14 protein-coding genes are annotated in these 15256 nt (G+C 70.0%); 5 read left to right on the top strand and 9 right to left on the bottom strand.

Going from position 1 to position 15256, the window contains the following annotated elements; genetic code table 11:
• Window positions 1–46: 46 nt before the first annotated feature.
• Window positions 47–1441: a class I SAM-dependent RNA methyltransferase gene (locus tag AB7E03_RS17930; protein ID WP_489942667.1), complete on the bottom strand. Its 1395-nt coding sequence runs from the start codon at window positions 1439–1441 to the stop codon at window positions 47–49.
• Window positions 1442–1465: 24 nt separating this feature from the next.
• Between AB7E03_RS17930 and AB7E03_RS17925 the strand changes: the two genes are divergently transcribed.
• On the top strand, window positions 1466–2104 hold the full coding sequence (locus AB7E03_RS17925; protein WP_489942932.1) for a Maf family protein: 639 nt from the start codon (window positions 1466–1468) through the stop codon (window positions 2102–2104).
• A 94-nt stretch (window positions 2105–2198) separates the two neighbouring features.
• A complete protein-coding gene (locus AB7E03_RS17920) occupies window positions 2199–3962 on the top strand; it encodes an acetyl/propionyl/methylcrotonyl-CoA carboxylase subunit alpha (protein WP_489942666.1) in 1764 nt (587 codons plus the stop codon).
• Here the strand turns inward: AB7E03_RS17920 and AB7E03_RS17915 are convergent.
• From AB7E03_RS17915 to AB7E03_RS17905, 3 genes are all read right to left on the bottom strand, one after another.
• Complete coding sequence (locus tag AB7E03_RS17915) at window positions 3959–4363, bottom strand: hypothetical protein (protein WP_489942665.1); 405 nt, start codon at window positions 4361–4363, stop codon at window positions 3959–3961. The genes AB7E03_RS17920 and AB7E03_RS17915 overlap by 4 nt on opposite strands.
• 163 nt (window positions 4364–4526) lie before the next feature.
• On the bottom strand, window positions 4527–6413 hold the full coding sequence (locus tag AB7E03_RS17910) for a cation:proton antiporter domain-containing protein (protein WP_489942664.1): 1887 nt from the start codon (window positions 6411–6413) through the stop codon (window positions 4527–4529).
• Window positions 6414–6427: 14 nt separating this feature from the next.
• On the bottom strand, window positions 6428–7864 hold the full coding sequence (locus AB7E03_RS17905; RefSeq protein WP_489942663.1) for an NAD(P)H-quinone dehydrogenase: 1437 nt from the start codon (window positions 7862–7864) through the stop codon (window positions 6428–6430).
• A gap of 83 nt (window positions 7865–7947) precedes the next feature.
• On the opposite strand from AB7E03_RS17905, the gene AB7E03_RS17900 reads away from it, so the two are divergent.
• Together AB7E03_RS17900 and AB7E03_RS17895 are read left to right on the top strand one after the other, a co-directional pair.
• Window positions 7948–8781: a purine-nucleoside phosphorylase gene (locus AB7E03_RS17900; protein WP_489942662.1), complete on the top strand. Its 834-nt coding sequence runs from the start codon at window positions 7948–7950 to the stop codon at window positions 8779–8781.
• The gene (locus tag AB7E03_RS17895) at window positions 8778–10481 is read left to right on the top strand and encodes a phospho-sugar mutase (RefSeq protein ID WP_489942661.1); all 1704 of its coding nucleotides are present in this window, start codon (window positions 8778–8780) and stop codon (window positions 10479–10481) included. The genes AB7E03_RS17900 and AB7E03_RS17895 overlap by 4 nt, the downstream gene beginning before the upstream one ends.
• A gap of 6 nt (window positions 10482–10487) precedes the next feature.
• On the opposite strand, the gene AB7E03_RS17890 is transcribed toward AB7E03_RS17895, so the two are convergent.
• Complete coding sequence (locus AB7E03_RS17890) at window positions 10488–11675, bottom strand: MFS transporter (protein ID WP_489942660.1); 1188 nt, start codon at window positions 11673–11675, stop codon at window positions 10488–10490.
• A 51-nt stretch (window positions 11676–11726) separates the two neighbouring features.
• Here AB7E03_RS17890 and AB7E03_RS17885 point away from each other — a divergent pair, with 51 nt between their 5' ends.
• Entirely contained in the window at window positions 11727–12029 is a 303-nt protein-coding gene (locus AB7E03_RS17885; RefSeq protein ID WP_489942659.1) for an ArsR/SmtB family transcription factor, read from the top strand.
• Between the two features lie 10 nt (window positions 12030–12039).
• Here the strand turns inward: AB7E03_RS17885 and AB7E03_RS17880 are convergent, their stop codons facing one another.
• From AB7E03_RS17880 to AB7E03_RS17865, 4 genes are read right to left on the bottom strand one after another with little or no spacing between them, the layout of a single operon-like run.
• Window positions 12040–12312: a PTS sugar transporter subunit IIB gene (locus AB7E03_RS17880; protein ID WP_441783803.1), complete on the bottom strand. Its 273-nt coding sequence runs from the start codon at window positions 12310–12312 to the stop codon at window positions 12040–12042.
• Between the two features lie 13 nt (window positions 12313–12325).
• Window positions 12326–12784, bottom strand: coding sequence for a PTS sugar transporter subunit IIA (locus AB7E03_RS17875; protein ID WP_489942658.1), 459 nt, complete (start codon window positions 12782–12784; stop codon window positions 12326–12328).
• 24 nt (window positions 12785–12808) lie between these two features.
• A complete protein-coding gene (locus tag AB7E03_RS17870) occupies window positions 12809–13927 on the bottom strand; it encodes an adenosine deaminase (RefSeq protein WP_489942657.1) in 1119 nt (372 codons plus the stop codon).
• A gap of 10 nt (window positions 13928–13937) precedes the next feature.
• Entirely contained in the window at window positions 13938–15245 is a 1308-nt protein-coding gene (locus AB7E03_RS17865; RefSeq protein ID WP_489942656.1) for a thymidine phosphorylase, read from the bottom strand.
• Between the last annotated feature and the right edge of the window lie 11 nt (window positions 15246–15256).

The raw sequence follows: 15256 nt of genomic DNA, 5'->3' as shown, positions 1-15256 counted from the left end.
GTTGACCATCGTAGGGGGTGAATGCGTCACGGAGGGCCGTCGGCGGTCAGCGCGTCAACGTGGCGACGGCCTCGACGTGGTGGGTGTTCGGGAACAGGTCGAAGGCGCGCATCCCCGTCATCGCATACCCGTGGCCCGCGAAGAACGCCAGGTCGCGGGCGAGGGCGACGGGATCGCACGCGACGTAGACGATCTGCGCCGGGGCGAGGGATGCGATCGAGTCGACGACCTCCCGGCCCGCGCCCGAGCGCGGCGGGTCGAGGACCACCGTCGCCGCCCGCAGCCGGGCGCGCTCCGCCGCGGAGGCGTCGGCGGCGAGCCGTGCGACGTACCGCTCGACGCGTTCGGTGAGGGCGGACGCGCCGACCCACTCGGACAGGTTCTCCGCGGCGTCATCGGTCGCCGCTTCGTCGCTCTCCACCGAGGTGATCCGGAGGGTCGACCCGAAGCGGTCGCCCAGCGCGGCTGCGAGTAGACCGACTCCGCCGTACAGGTCGAGGTTGGCCGCCCGCGGGTCGAACAGCGCCTCGTCGACCGCGGCCTGCACCGCCTGCGTCAGTGTCTGAGCCGCCCCGCGGTGCACCTGCCAGAAGCCTCGCGCATCCAGCCGGAACTCGCGGTCGCCGACCCGCTCCCGGATGGGGACCGGCTGCCGGTGCGGCCGTGCTTCGCGCGGCGCGCGCGCCCTGCGGTCTCCTCGCCCCCGGCCCTTGCCGGCCCCGCCGCGCGTGCCGGTTCGAGTTCCGCCGCGGGTGCCGGTTGGAGCGCCGTCGCGCGGGCCGCTGCGTGCAGGAGCGTCGTTGACGAGGACGTGTGCCGTTCCGAGACCCGTGGCGACGATGTCGACCGACTCGGCCCCCGGGAAGAGCTGACCGAAGGGCGTCGCCGCCTGAACGGCTTCGGTCGCCAGGGGCAGGTCCGTCACCGGGATGACCGTGTGGGACCGCGAGGCAAAGGGGCCGACTCGGCCTGCGTCGTCGACCTGGAGCCGGACGCGGGTGCGCCATCCTGTCCCGTCGGCCGTCTCCCCTTCTACGGGTTCGACCAGGATCGGGCGTCCGTCGACGCCTGCCGTCGCGATGGCCTCCGCGGGCAGTTTCGCCGTCCGCTGCAGCGCATCCTCGATCACGCGGCGCTTGAGTTCCCGCTGGTGCTCCAGGCGGATGTGGCCGAACTCGGCGCCACCCGCACGCTCAGCGGGCGGACGCTCGAGGGCGGCGGCACCCCAGACGTGGGCGCGCCGCTCGGGCGATGCCTCGACCACGTCGAGCACCTCGCCGCGCCAGAACCGCTCGTGGCTCGTGTCCGCGATCCGCACGCGCACTCGCTCGCCGGGCATCGTGTCCGGCACGAAGACCACGCGCCCCTCGTGCCGTGCGACGAACACGCCGCCATGGGCGACGTTGGTAATGTCGAGCTCGACCTCGTCTTTCTGGGGCATCCTTCGAGCATCCCACAGGTGACCATGCGCCTCTACCTCGCCTCAACCTCTCCCGCCCGCCTCGCGCTACTGCGCGCTGCGGGCGTCGAACCGGTGATCGTGCCGTCGAACGTCGACGAGCCGGCCGCCGTCGCCGCAGCGGAGGCGGAGCACGGCCCGCTCGATGCCGCGACGATGGTCCAGCTGCTCGCCCGCGCGAAGGCCGAGGCCGTGCGGGGTGAGTTGGATGGCGAGCCGATCGACGGACTGATCCTGGGCGGCGACTCGGCTTTCGCCATCGATGGCGCCATCCATGGCAAGCCGCACCGCCCTGACGTCGCCCGCGAACGCTGGCTTCAGCAGCGCGGTAGCACCGGAATGCTGCACTCCGGCCACTGGCTCATCGACCACCGCGGTGGACGCGAGAACGCCGCGGTCGGCGCCGCCGCGGTCGCCGCGGTGACGTTCGCCGAGGTGACGGACGAGGAGATCGACGCGTATGTCGCCAGCGGCGAACCTCTCGAGGTGGCCGGCGCCTTCACGGTGGACAGCCTGGGCGGCCCGTTCATCACCCGCGTCGACGGCGATCCGAGCACGGTGGTGGGGCTCTCGCTTTCGACCCTCCGCGAGCTGGTGCGCGCCCTGGGCATCTCGTGGACCACGCTCTGGAACCGCACCGACTGAATCGGACCGTTGTAGGCTGCCGGAGCTTCCGGTCGTCCATTTTTGTGAGGTTCGGCCAAAACTCCTTCGATATCGAGCAATAGGCTAGGGAACTGTGCCACGTATCACCAAGGTTTTGATCGCCAATCGCGGAGAGATCGCCGTCCGTGTCATCCGTGCAGCCAAGGACAGCGGGATCGCCTCCGTCGCCGTGTACGCTGACCAGGATCGCGACGCCCTCCACGTTCGCCTCGCCGACGAGGCGTACGCGCTCGATGGCACCACGAGCGCAGAGACGTACCTCGTCATCGACAAGCTCCTGTCGGTGGCGCGGCGCTCCGGCGCGGATGCGGTGCACCCCGGCTACGGGTTCCTCGCAGAGAACGCGGACTTCGCCCGTGCCGTCATCGCCGCAGGTCTCACCTGGATCGGCCCGTCGCCCGAAGCGATCGAGCGGCTCGGCGACAAGGTCTCGGCGCGCCACGTAGCCGAGAAGGTCGGCGCCCCGCTGGCCCCCGGCACTCTGAACCCGGTCGCGGACGCGGCCGAGGTCCTCGACTTCGTCGACGTCTACGGGCTCCCGGTGGCGATCAAGGCGGCCTTCGGCGGCGGCGGACGTGGCCTCAAGGTGGCCCGTGCACGCGAGGAGGTGGCGGAACTCTTTGAGTCGGCCACCCGCGAGGCGATCGCCGCATTCGGCCGCGGCGAGTGCTTCGTCGAGAAGTACCTGGACCAGCCGCGCCACGTCGAGACACAGTGCCTCGCGGACGCCTACGGCAACGTCGTCGTCGTCTCCACTCGCGACTGCTCGCTGCAGCGACGTCACCAGAAGCTGGTGGAGGAGGCTCCGGCACCGTTCCTCACGCCGGAGCAGACCGAGAAGCTGTACACGTCGTCGAAGGCGATCCTCAAGGAGGTCGGTTATCAGGGCGCCGGAACCTGCGAATTCCTCATCGGTAAGGACGGCACCGTCTCCTTCCTCGAGGTGAACACGCGCCTCCAGGTCGAGCACCCGGTCTCCGAGGAGGTCACCGGCATCGACCTGGTGCGGGAGCAGTTCCGCCTCGCCGAGGGTGGCGAGCTGGACTACGACGACCCCGCCCCGCGTGGTCACTCCTTCGAGTTCCGGATCAACGGCGAAGACGCCGGCCGCGGCTTCATCCCCTCCCCCGGGCCGGTTCATGTGTTCAAGGCCGCCGGGGGCCCGGGCGTTCGGGTCGACAGCGGCATCCAGGCGGGCGACGTCATCAGCGGCGCCTTCGACTCCATGCTCGCCAAGCTGATCGTCACCGGAGCCAGCCGCGAGGAGGCGCTCGAGCGCTCCCGCCGCGCCCTCGACGAGTTCGAAGTCGCGGGACTCCCCACCGTGCTCCCGTTCCACCGGGCCATCGTCCGCGATCCGGCCTTCGCACCGCAGGATGGCGAGCCGTTCTCGGTGTACACACGCTGGATCGAGACCGAGTGGGTCAACGAGGTCGAGCCCTGGTCGGGTGAGCTGAGCGACCAGCCGGCCGCCGACCGCCGCAGCAGTGTCGTGGTCGAAGTCGAGGGAAAGCGCATCGAGGTCTCCCTCCCCGCAAAGCTGCTCAGCGGCGGAGCCGGTGAGCCGGCCGCCTCACCTGCGCCGCGGCGCCGCGGTGGATCCCACGCGGTCGACACGGCCACCGGCGACTCCGTCACCGCCCCCATGCAGGCGACCATCGTCAAGGTGGCTGTCGCGGACGGCGATCCCGTGGTGAAGGGCGACCTCGTGCTCGTTCTCGAGGCGATGAAGATGGAGCAGCCTCTGACCGCCCATAAGGACGGGACCGTTTCCGGTATCAATGCTGCGGTCGGCGAGACGGTCTCGTCGGGCCACCTGCTGTTGAACATCGTCTAGGCCGCTTTTCGCTCGAGCAGAGCATCAATCGTCTCGACGACGACTGGCCACTGCTCGAACACTTGGCGTGCGGTGAACCGCACGACGGGTGCGCCTCGCAACCGCGCCCGGGAGTCTCGCATCCGATCGTGCTCGAAGGCGCCGTTCGAGCCGTGGGATGCACACAAGCCGTAGCTCCGTGCCGCCGAACTCGCGGTGAGCCGCCCTCCGATGCGGACCGCGGAGACGGCACGGGGGTCGGCATTCACTGCGGCGTAGTGGGCGCGGCGGACGCGGAGGATGCTGCCCTCACGGACAGCGGCCGCAAGGTGATCCGGGTGAGCGCCGCTGCCGATGAGCTGCCCGCGAGTGGCGATGCCGGCAAATCGTTCGAGGATTCTGTGGAGGGGTTCCGACTGCATGGTTCAAGTCTTGGTGCGGGCGGACACTGACGTCGGCGAAGCTCTGCATCTGTGGAGAAGCTGGCGCCCCGGTGTGCTGTGAAGATATCCGCGCGTCCTGTTTTCAGGAGATCTGACGGGGGTGGTGCAGCTATGTCCTGAATAGAGGGCATGGCTGCATGCGTCAGCCGGTCGCCTCCGTGGGGTCGCCCTTCAGGTCGATGCTGATCTCGTCCGCGTCGAGGTTGCTGAGGGCGCCGGCGAGCACGTCCGCGCTGAAGGTTCCCTCGTCGCGGGCGTCGAGCAGGGCGGCGCGCTGAGCGCGCAATCGGGCCAGTCGAGCCGACTTGAGCTGGGCGAATGCTTCCGGGGTGCGCTCGGTCATCTCGGGCTGAGGAACCGACTTGCCCGCCTCGTAGAGCAGCTCAAGAAGCCGGCGGCGCTCGTCCCGCTCGGACTCCGGGTCGGCGCCCGACGGCTTGACCGCCTTGAGGACCAAGCCGAGGGTTCCGCCCTGGAGCAGCAGCGAACCGGCTGCGACCAGGAACGCGATCAGCACGAGGACCGACCGGCCGGGCGTAGTGGACGGCAGAGACTGCGCCGCGGCCACCGTGACCGCACCGCGCATCCCGGCCCAGACCACGATGGTGCCCTCGCGCCAGCCGAGGGGTGCGCCCGTGAAGTACTCGATGTCGGCCAGCATCCGACGGAGCCGGGTGCCGAAGCGGGTCAGATTCGCGACCGTAGGGACGCCTCGTCTCGCCAGCTGCCTCCGCCGCCGCTCCGCGCGTTTCGGCGAGACCTTCCGGCCGCCGGGCTCCGGGGCGGAGTAGGCACGGTCCGGGAACGCGGGATCCGGAAATACCACGTTTGCGGCCGCAGAATCCGCCTCCGGCACCTCGACCCCGGCCCCAGCACCGGATTCGTCGGCCTCGCCGTCCGCTTCGCTTCCGGCAGCCAACGCGCGCTGGTCGCCGGTCCCGCCCAACCGCTGCGCGATCCCCCGCTGAACCGCCTCCGGGTCGGTGAGGTGCTCCTGCAGCTGCTGCAGCCTCGGGCGCATGCGCTGAGTGCGTCTGCTGCGCCGGGCGAGCAGTGCGAGCAGGGGGGCCACGAAGGCCGCGCGCACCAGGATCGTCAGCAGCAGCGCACCCGCGGCCACCCCGATCGCCGGCGCGACACCGGAGTGGTCGGCCTGCACCTTCTGCACGATGCCGAAGAGCTCCAGGCCCATCGTGAGGAAGATCAGCCCTTCGAGGATGAGTTCGACCGTCCGCCAGTTCTGTGCATCAGAGAGTCGGTGCTCGGGCGACAGCACGCGCGGAGCGCGACTGCCCGTGACGAGTCCGGCGACGACGGCCGCCACCAGGCCGGAGGCGCCGAGCGCCTCAGCGGGGATGGATGCGAGGAACGGCACGGTGAACGAGATGACCGTGTTGACCGTCGCATCCTTCACCCGTGCCCGCACGAGCAGGTTGAGCCAGCCCACCAGCACGCCGAACACGATGGCGATGACCACGGAGTAGATGAACGACACCGTGACCGCGCCGACGGTGAACGAGGCGGCCGCCGCCGCTACGGCTGCGCGCAGCAGCACCAGGGCGGTCGCGTCATTGAGCAGACTTTCGCCCTCGAGGATGGCCACGACCCGAGGCGAGACGCCGGCCCGCTTCACGATCCCGGTCGCCACGGCGTCGGTAGGGCTGACGATGGCGCCCAGCGCGATTCCCCAGGCGAGACCCAGTCCGGGGATGATCCAGGCGAAGAAGAGGCCGAGCAGTACCGAACTGACGATGACGAGCACCACCGAGAGCCCGCCGATCGCCCCGAACTCGCGCCGGAAGTTCATGGCGGGCATGGAGACCGACGCCGAGTACAGCAGCGGCGGAAGCACGCCCGCGATGATCCATTCCGGCTGGAGCTCGAGCGCCGGGACGAAGGGCAGCAGGCTCACCAGGATGCCGACCGCCACGAGGATCAGCGGAGACGCGATCCCGAACTTCGGGCCGAGGGTGGTCGCCGCCGCGATGGTGAGCACGGCGAGCACGCCGATGACGAGCCCGACCTCCATCACAGCAACCCCCGTCAGACCACGATGTGCATGGCGCGCGCGGCGTCGGTGATGGACCCGGACAGGGAGGGATACACGGTGAACGCCCGTGCGACCTGATCCACCGTCAGGCGCTGCTCCACGGCGAGCGCCAGCGGGAAGATGAGTTCGGAGGCACGCGGGGCGACGATGACGCCGCCGATCACCGTGCCGGAGCCGGTACGTGCAAACAGCTTGACGAAGCCGTCACGGATCCCGAGCATCTTTGCCCGAGGATTCGACTTCAGCGGCAGCTTGTAGATGTCGCCCTGCGCGATCCCCTCTTCGATCTGCTTCTGGCTCCAGCCGACCGTGGCGATCTCGGGCTGCGTGAAGATGTTGGAGCTGACGTTGCGCAGCTCGATCGGGTTCACCGCGTCGCCCATGGCGTGGAACACCGCGGTGCGCCCCTGCATCGACGCGACCGAGGCGAGCGGCAGCGAGTCGGAGCAATCGCCCGCCGCGTAGATGTTGGGGATGGAGGTACGGGCCACCCGGTTCGTGCGGATGCTGCCGTCGTGGGTCATCTGCACCCCGGCCTCCTCGAGCCCGATCCCGGCCGTGTTCGGCACGGACCCGACGGCCATAAGACAGTGCGAGCCCTCGATCGTGCGGCCGTCGGTCAGCGTCGCGACAACCCCGTTCTCCGTGCGGACCACGGACTCCGCGCGCGACTTCGACAGCACCTGCATGCCGTTGCGCTTGAACACGTTCTCGATCACGCGGGCCGCATCCGCATCCTCGCCCGGCAGCACTTGATCGCGTGACGAGATCAGCGTCACCTTCGACCCCAGCGCCGTGTAGGCGGACGCGAACTCTGCGCCCGTCACACCCGAGCCGACCACGATGAGGTGCGACGGCACCGACTGCAGGTCGTACAGCTGGGTCCAGGTGAGGATGCGCTCCCCGTCGGGCACCGCCGACGGCAGGATGCGGGGGCTCGCGCCGACGGCGACGACGATGGTGTCCGCCTCGATCCGGTCGAAGTCGGTGCCCGAGTCGCCCGGCGACGTGGAGACGATCACCGCGCTCGGCCCGTCCAGCCTGCCCTCACCGGTCACGATCCGGACACCGGAGCGCACGAGTTCGGCCCGCATGTCCTCCGACTGCTGTCGTGCCAGGCCGATCAGCCGCTTGTTCACCGCCGCCAGGTTGACGGCGATCTCGGGCCGGACCGGCTTGCCGGTCTCGCCGCGAGAGAAGAACTGGACGCCGAGGTCCGTCGCCTCCCCGAGCGAATTGGTCGCCTCGGCCGTGGCGATAAGGCTCTTGGAGGGCACCACGTCGGTGATGACTGCGGATCCGCCGACTCCGGAACGCTCCACCAGCGTCACATCCGCCCCCAGCTGAGCGCCCGCCAACGCCGCCTCGTAGCCGCCGGGGCCGCCGCCGAGGATCGCGATGCGCTGCTTACGCTCGAATTCATACGCCATGTCTCCCATTCTTCCGTATGGGGGTGCACCGATGCGCATCCCATCGTGACCCTGTGGAAAGCCGCCCTCAGTAGAGTTGCCTCATGCTGGAATCCATCACCAATCCGCTCGACGACCCCGCGGCCGACCCCTTCGAGATCGCACGGGAGGCCGCCGGCCAGCTGGCCGAGAAGACCGGCGTCGAGCGTTACGACATCGCGCTCACGCTCGGGAGCGGCTGGGGCAAGGCCGCCGACCTGATCGGCGAGACCGTCGCTTCCGTCCCCGCCACCGAGATCGTCGGCTTCAGCAAGCCGGCGCTCGAAGGGCACGTCGGCACGCTCCGCTCGATCCGCCTCGCCAACGGCAAGCACGCCCTGGTGATCGGCGCCCGAACCCACTACTACGAAGGTCACGGCGTCCGCCGTGTCGTCCACAGCGTCCGCACCGCCGCGGCCGCCGGGGCGACCACGATGGTCCTGACCAACGGCGCAGGCGGCATCAAGGACCACTGGAAGCCGGGCACGCCCGTCCTGATCAGCGACCACATCAACCTCACCGCCGACTCCCCGCTCGAGGGCGCGACCTTCATCGACCTGACCGACCTGTACTCGAAGCGACTGCGCGACCTGGCCCGCACCGTCGAGCCGTCCCTCGACGAGGGGGTGTACACGCAGTTCCGCGGCCCGCACTACGAGACGCCGGCCGAGGTCCAGATGGCAAAGGCCGTCGGCGGCCACATCGTCGGCATGTCCACCGCCCTTGAGGCGATCGCTGCGCGCCAGGCAGGGATGGAGATCCTCGGGATGTCGCTCATCACCAACCTCGCGGCGGGCATCCAGAAGACCCCGCTCAGCCACCAGGAGGTCATCGAGGCCGGCCGCGCCGCGGAGCCGGTGATCAGTGCCCTCCTCGCCCAGATCGTGGAGGCCCTGTGAGCCAGACGGACACCCCGCAGCTGCTTGCCGAGGCCCGTGCCTGGCTGGCGCAGGACCCCGACCCGGAAACCCGTGACGAGCTGGATGCGCTCATCGTCGCCGCCGAGGCGGGCTCGGCCGACGCCGTCGCCGACCTGCACTCGCGTTTCGACGAACGCCTGGCCTTCGGCACCGCTGGCCTCCGCGGCGCTATCGCCGCCGGCCCGAACCGCATGAACCGGGTGCTGGTCGCGCAGGCCGCGGCCGGTTTCGGCCGGTGGTTGCTGGAGCACGCCGAGGGCGGCACGCCGTCGGTCGTCATCGGCTACGACGGCCGCAAGAACTCGGACGTCTTCGCCCGCGACACCGCCGAGCTCATGGCCGGCGTGGGCATCCGCGCGATCCTCCTCCCCCGGCTGCTTCCGACGCCCGTCCTGGCCTTCGCCGTGCGGCACCTGGCGGCAAGCGCAGGCGTCATGGTGACCGCCAGCCACAACCCGCCGAACGACAACGGCTACAAGGTGTACCTCGGCGGCGAGGATCACGGTTCGCAGATCGTCCCGCCTGTCGACGCGGAGATCGCTGGACACATCCTGGAGGTGGCGGAGGGTAGTGTCGCCGACCTCCCGCGCTCCGACCGCTACGAGGTCGCAGCGGATGACGTGGAGCAGGCGTACATCGACGCGACGGTGGCCGTCGCCGCCGCTCAGACGCCGCGGGATGCGGTGTCGTTCGTCTACACCGCGATGCACGGCGTCGGCTGGCGCACCGCTCGCGAGGTCTTCTCGCGAGCAGGCTTCGCCACCCCGACCCCGGTCGCCGCTCAGATCGACCCGGATCCGGCGTTCCCGACCGTGGCCTTCCCCAATCCCGAAGAGCCGGGTGCGATGGACCTCTCCTTCGCCACGGCGAGGGATGCGGGCGCAGACCTGATCATCGCCAACGACCCGGACGCAGACCGGCTGGCCGTGGCCATTCCCGACACCACGAGCCCCGACGGCTACCGTCGGCTCTCCGGCAACGAGGTGGGCGCGCTGCTCGGCTGGCGTGCCGCCGAGCTCGCCACCGCGCGGACCGACGAACGCGGCGCCTTCGGGACGCTGGCCTGCTCGGTGGTCTCCTCCCCCGCTCTTGCCGCCGTCGCCCGGGAGTACGGGCTCGACTTCGCGGACACGCTGACCGGCTTCAAGTGGGTCTCCCGGGCGCATGGTCTCGTCTACGGTTACGAGGAGGCCCTCGGTTACCTCGTGAACCCGGAGACCGTCCGCGACAAGGACGGCATCTCGGCGGCGGTCGCGTTCCTCGACCTGGCGAACGGTCTGGCGGCCGACGGCGTCACCATCTCCCAGCAGCTGGATGCGTTCGCCGAGCGGTTCGGGTTCTTCGCCAGCGACCAGATCTCTCTCCGGGTGACCGAGCTATCGCGCATCGGCGAGATCATGGCCGCGCTCCGGTCGACGCCCCCGAGCCACCTCGGCGAGGTGCGGGTCTCGCAGATCGACGACCTGCGGGACGGGTTCGGCGACCTGCCGCCGAGCGACGTCCTGCGCATCCTGCTTGAGGACGGCTCCCGCGTCATGGTCCGCCCGAGTGGCACCGAGCCGAAGCTGAAGATCTACATCGACGCCTCGAGCGACGAGGGCACGATCAGCGAGCGCCGCGAGACGGCGACCGCCCGGGTCACCGCCCTCGCCGACGCGATGCGGGCGCTCACCGCCTGAGGGTTCTCACGCCGCCACCGCGCGCGGCGCTCGCACAACGTATCCGAGGAGGAACGCGACGAGCGCCGCGACGGTGACGACCGCCCCTGCGAGCGGCACGGCGACCGCTCCGCCGGCTGACAGCGCCAGCGTCCCGATCGGCGGTGCGATCGCGATGCCCACATACATGGCGGTCGAATACCACGACAGCGCGACCGCGGAATTCTCCGGTTCGACGTGCACCAGGCGGTGCTGCACGGGGATGGCGATGGCGAACGCCGCGACACCCCAGAGGCCGAAGACGACGATGGATGCGACGAATGACGCCTCGGCGAAGGCCAGCACGGCCAGCGTCAGCGCCTGCCCTGCGAGCGCAATGACGGCGACGGAACGGCTGCCGAAGCGATCGGTGAGCGGGCCGGCGACCGTGTTGCCGGCCACGCCTGCGACACCGTAGGCGAGCAGGAGGATGGCGAGGAGACCGCCCGATCCCCCCGTGGACGCGTGGGTCACGGCCGCCGAGAAGATGTAGACGATGTTGAAACCGGCGACCATGAGCAGCGTTGTCCCGAGCGGAGCGACGATGCGGAGGTCGCCGAGGGGCGCCAGCCGTCGACGCAGGGACACGGCGGGAGGGACTGGCACCCCTCGCACCACCAGCGGGATCGCCACGATCAGCAGTGCGGCGATGCCGACGATGCACCAGAGGGCGAAGCGCCATCCGGCGACTCCGCCGAGGGCGGTGCCGAGCGGGGAGCCGACGGCCGTCGCCAGCGTGAAACCGGCGCCGACGATGGCGAGCGCTTGTCCGCGCTTCTCGGGTCGCGCCAGCGACGCCGCCGCGGCGGTCGCCGTGGGGACGAGCGCCGCGCCACCGAGGCCGGAGAAGGTGCGGCCCGCGATGAAGAAGCCCAGGTCTGGGGCCAGGGCGGAGGCGGCCGTCCCGAGGACGAAGACCGCCAGGCCCGCGGCCATGAGCGTCGCTCGTGGAACCCGGGGCAGAAGGATCGAGACGGCCGGCGCCGCCACCGCGACGACGAGCGAGTAGCTGGTGATCGACCAGCTCACCTCGGTGGGGGTCGCGCCGAGTCCGTCGGCGACCTGAGGGAGGAGGCCGGCGATCACGAAGGCGTTGGTACCGACCACGAAGAGCGCCAGCGCAAGCACGAGGAGCGCGGGAAGCGATCTGCGGTACGATTGTTCGACGAACGTCATACCGTTACGATACGACCATTGTTCGATGGTTGTCAAACAATTGTGGTGATCATGACCGACTACCCCACCCCCGACATGGGCGACGTGCAGCTTGTCGACGTGCTGCGCGCCGTCGCGGACCCGATCCGTCTGCAGATCGTCCGCGTCCTCGCCGACGGGCGGCCGCATCCCAAGTCGATGACCGAGTGGGGGGTCGACGTGCAGAAGTCGACCATGGCACACCATTTCAAGACGCTGCGCGAGGCGGGCGTCACCCGCACCATCGTCTCGGGGCGCACCCACGAGATCCAGCTGCGCCGGGACGAACTCGAGGAGCGCTTCCCGGGCCTGGTCGCCGCGCTGCTCAGCGATTGAAAGCCTCGACCTAGCCGAGGGCCTCGTCGAGCTTGCGCTCGAGCTCCTCCAGGTCGAAGTAGTTCTGCACCACGATCACGTCGGCGTTGGTCCGGCCGATACGGTCGACCAGCTCCGGCGAGGTCAGGACGACCTGCGCATCCGCTGCTGCATCGGCAATGTGGGCGGCGTCCGACGCTGTGACGTCGGCGTCGATCCCCAGCCGGTCGAGCACGCGCTCGGCGTTGACCTTCAGGATGCCGGACGTGCCGACGCCGACCCCGCAGATGGCGACGATCTTCACCGGTCGGTTCCTCTCACCTCGACGACTCCTCGCTCAGCGTGAGGATGCGCTGGACATCGGCCACGTCGGCCGCCGCTGCGAGGGCCGGGATGGCCTCCGGGTCGTTGAAGACGTTGGCCAGTTCAGCCACGCTCGTCACGTGCGCCTCGGGCGTCGAGACGGCAAGACCGAGGACCACCGAGACGGGGTCGTTATGCGGGTGCCCGAAGACGACCGGCTCGTCGAGCGTGACGACGGACAGGCTGTCCGAGTTCACGTCGGGGCCCGGCCGGGCGTGCGCCAGAGCGAGGCCCGGAGCGATCACGATGTAGGCGCCGAACTCCTCGATCACCTGGATCATCCGCTGCGCGTAGCCCTGCTCCGTCGCACCGGAACGGGCCAGTGCCTCGCCCGCCAATTCCACGGCCTGACGCCAGTCGACGGCGTGCGCGCCGACGGTGATGGCGGAATCAGGCAGCGGTGGCAGTGACATATCTTCAGCGTAGCGCCAGGCGCCTTACGAACCCTCGAAACCTGCTGTGATGATCTCCGCCAGCTCCTCGCGCTCCTCGAGGGGCAGGAAGGCACCGGCGGCAGCGTTCAACTGGAAGATCTCCAGATCGGTCCGGTCGTAGGCGAAGGCGTCTGCGAGGATGCTCAGCTCGCGCGTCAGCGTCGTCCCGCTCATCAGGCGGTTGTCGGTGTTCACCGTGACGCGGAAACCGAGCTGGTACAGCAGATCGAAGGGGTGGTCGAGGATGTCGTTGCCCCAGGCCGCGATGGCCCCGGTCTGCAGGTTCGATGTCGGGCTCGTCTCGAGCGCGATCTCGCGGTCCTTCACCCACTGCGACAGCGTCCCGAGGGTGACGTAGGTGTTCTCGTCGTCCTGGCGCTCCACGGTGATGTCTTCGGCGAGGCGCACTCCGTGGCCGAGGCGCAGCGCGCGTCCGTCGAGGATGGCACTCCGGATGCTGTCCAGGCCGTCCGCCTCGCCTGCGTGGACGGTCGCAGGGAAGAACTCGGACGCCAGGTAGTCGAAAGCCGCACGGTGGTTGGAGGCAGGGAAGCCCGCCTCAGGGCCGGCGATGTCGAAGCCGACCACCCCGCGGTCGCGGTGCCGCACGGCGAGCTGCGCGATCTCGAGGCCGCGGTCGTTGTGGCGCATCGCGGTCACGAGTTGCCCGACGCGGATGCGGCTTCCGGACGCGCGCACGTCGTCGATGCCCTGGTCGATGCCGTCCTGGACCGCCTCGACCGTCTCGTCGAGGGTCAGACCGCCGCCGAGGTGCTGCTCGGGAGCCCAGCGGACCTCGCCGTAGACGACGCCATCCGAGCCGAGGTCCTGAACGAACTCTCTGGCGACGCGTGCGAGGCCCTCGCGGGTCTGCATGACGGCCGTCGTCAGGTCGAAGGTCTTGAGGTACTCCACCAGCGAGCCGGAGTTCGACTTCGCTGCGAACCAGCGGCCCAGCTCGGTCGCATCCTGTGCCGGCAGCTCCAGGCCGATGGCCTCGCCCAGTTCCAGGACGGTCGCGGGCCGCAGCCCGCCGTCGAGGTGGTCGTGCAGGGAGACCTTCGGCAGCGGCCGGATCTCGGTGCCGTCGGCCAACGTGTACTCGTTCCAGGCGTCGCTCATGATTCCAACCCTAGGCGATGCGGTCGGCGATCAGCGGGCCGCGCTCGAAGGGAGTTCCGGGCGGCGCGATGCGGTAAGCGCCCTCCAAAGCCTCCAGTGCACGCTCGAAGCGGGCGGGCTCGTCGGCGGAGAGGGTGAACAGCGGCTGACCCTTCCGGACCTCGTCGCCGGGCTTCGCGTGCAGGTCGATTCCGGCGGCGTGCTGCACCGGGTCCTGCTTGCGTGCGCGACCGGCTCCGAGACGCCAGGCGGCGATGCCGAAGGGCAGCGCCTGCTGCTCCACCAGGACGCCGTCCTGGTCGGCGACGACCGTGTGGGTGTCCGTCGCGACCGGCAGCGCCGCATCCGGGTCGCCGCCCTGGGCGCGGATGACCTCGCGCCACTTGTCCATCGCACGGCCGTCCTTCAGGGCCGCCTCGACGTCCTCGTCCGGGCGTCCGGCGAGGGCGAGCATCTCGCGGGCCAGCGCCACGGTCAGCTCGACGATGTCGGCGGGCCCGCCGCCGGCGAGCACCTCGACCGACTCGCGCACCTCGTTCGCGTTGCCGATGGCGAGGCCGAGCGGGACGTTCATGTCGGTGAGCAGCGCGGAGGTCGCGACCCCCGCATCGCGGCCCAGCTCCACCATCGTGCGGGCGAGCTCGCGCGAGCGCTCGATGTCTTTCAGGAACGCGCCGGAGCCGAACTTCACGTCCAGCACCAGGGCGCTGGTCCCCTCCGCGATCTTCTTCGACATGATCGAGGAGGCGATGAGCGGGATGGCCTCGACCGTCCCGGTGATGTCGCGCAGGGCGTACAGCTTGCCGTCCGCCGGCGCCAGCCCGGAACCGGCGGCGCAGATGACGCCGCCCTCGTTCTGCAGCTGCGCGAACATCTCCGCGTTGCTGAGGTTGGCGCGCCAGCCGGGGATGCTCTCCAGCTTGTCGAGCGTCCCGCCCGTGTGGCCGAGACCGCGGCCGGAGAGCTGCGGCACGGCGACGCCGAACGTGGCCACGAGCGGCATCAGCGGGAGGGTGATCTTGTCGCCGACACCGCCGGTGGAGTGCTTGTCGGCGGTCGGCTTGCCCAGCCCCGAGAAGTCCATCCGCTCGCCCGACGCGATCATGGCGAGCGTCATGTCCTTGATCTCGCGGCGCGTCATCCCGTTGAGGAAGATCGCCATCGTCATGGCCGACATCTGCTCGTCGCCCACGTAACCGCGCGTGTACGCGTCGATCAGCCAGCCGATCTCGGCAGTGCTCAGCTCGCCACGGTCGCGCTTCGTCCTGATCAGGTCGACGGCGTCGAACGCCTCGACCTCTCCTGCAAGGTCGGTCACGGGATGTGCTT

The sequence above is a fragment of the Leifsonia sp. RCC_180 genome (assembly GCF_058138205.1).
This window is presented reverse-complemented; position numbering and strand designations above follow the sequence as displayed.

What these genes read in the sequence shown, in the direction of transcription:
- AB7E03_RS17915 (WP_489942665.1), bottom strand. Translation starts at nt 4,363, where the DNA reads ATGCAGTCGGAACCCCTCCACAGAATCCTCGAACGATTTGCCGGCATC.
- AB7E03_RS17890 (WP_489942660.1), bottom strand. Translation starts at nt 11,675, where the DNA reads ATGACGTTCGTCGAACAATCGTACCGCAGATCGCTTCCCGCGCTCCTC.
- AB7E03_RS17925 (WP_489942932.1), top strand. Translation starts at nt 1,466, where the DNA reads ATGCGCCTCTACCTCGCCTCAACCTCTCCCGCCCGCCTCGCGCTACTG.
- AB7E03_RS17905 (WP_489942663.1), bottom strand. Translation starts at nt 7,864, where the DNA reads ATGGCGTATGAATTCGAGCGTAAGCAGCGCATCGCGATCCTCGGCGGC.
- AB7E03_RS17885 (WP_489942659.1), top strand. Translation starts at nt 11,727, where the DNA reads ATGACCGACTACCCCACCCCCGACATGGGCGACGTGCAGCTTGTCGAC.
- AB7E03_RS17910 (WP_489942664.1), bottom strand. Translation starts at nt 6,413, where the DNA reads ATGGAGGTCGGGCTCGTCATCGGCGTGCTCGCCGTGCTCACCATCGCG.
- AB7E03_RS17930 (WP_489942667.1), bottom strand. Translation starts at nt 1,441, where the DNA reads ATGCCCCAGAAAGACGAGGTCGAGCTCGACATTACCAACGTCGCCCAT.
- AB7E03_RS17875 (WP_489942658.1), bottom strand. Translation starts at nt 12,784, where the DNA reads ATGTCACTGCCACCGCTGCCTGATTCCGCCATCACCGTCGGCGCGCAC.
- AB7E03_RS17870 (WP_489942657.1), bottom strand. Translation starts at nt 13,927, where the DNA reads ATGAGCGACGCCTGGAACGAGTACACGTTGGCCGACGGCACCGAGATC.
- AB7E03_RS17900 (WP_489942662.1), top strand. Translation starts at nt 7,948, where the DNA reads ATGCTGGAATCCATCACCAATCCGCTCGACGACCCCGCGGCCGACCCC.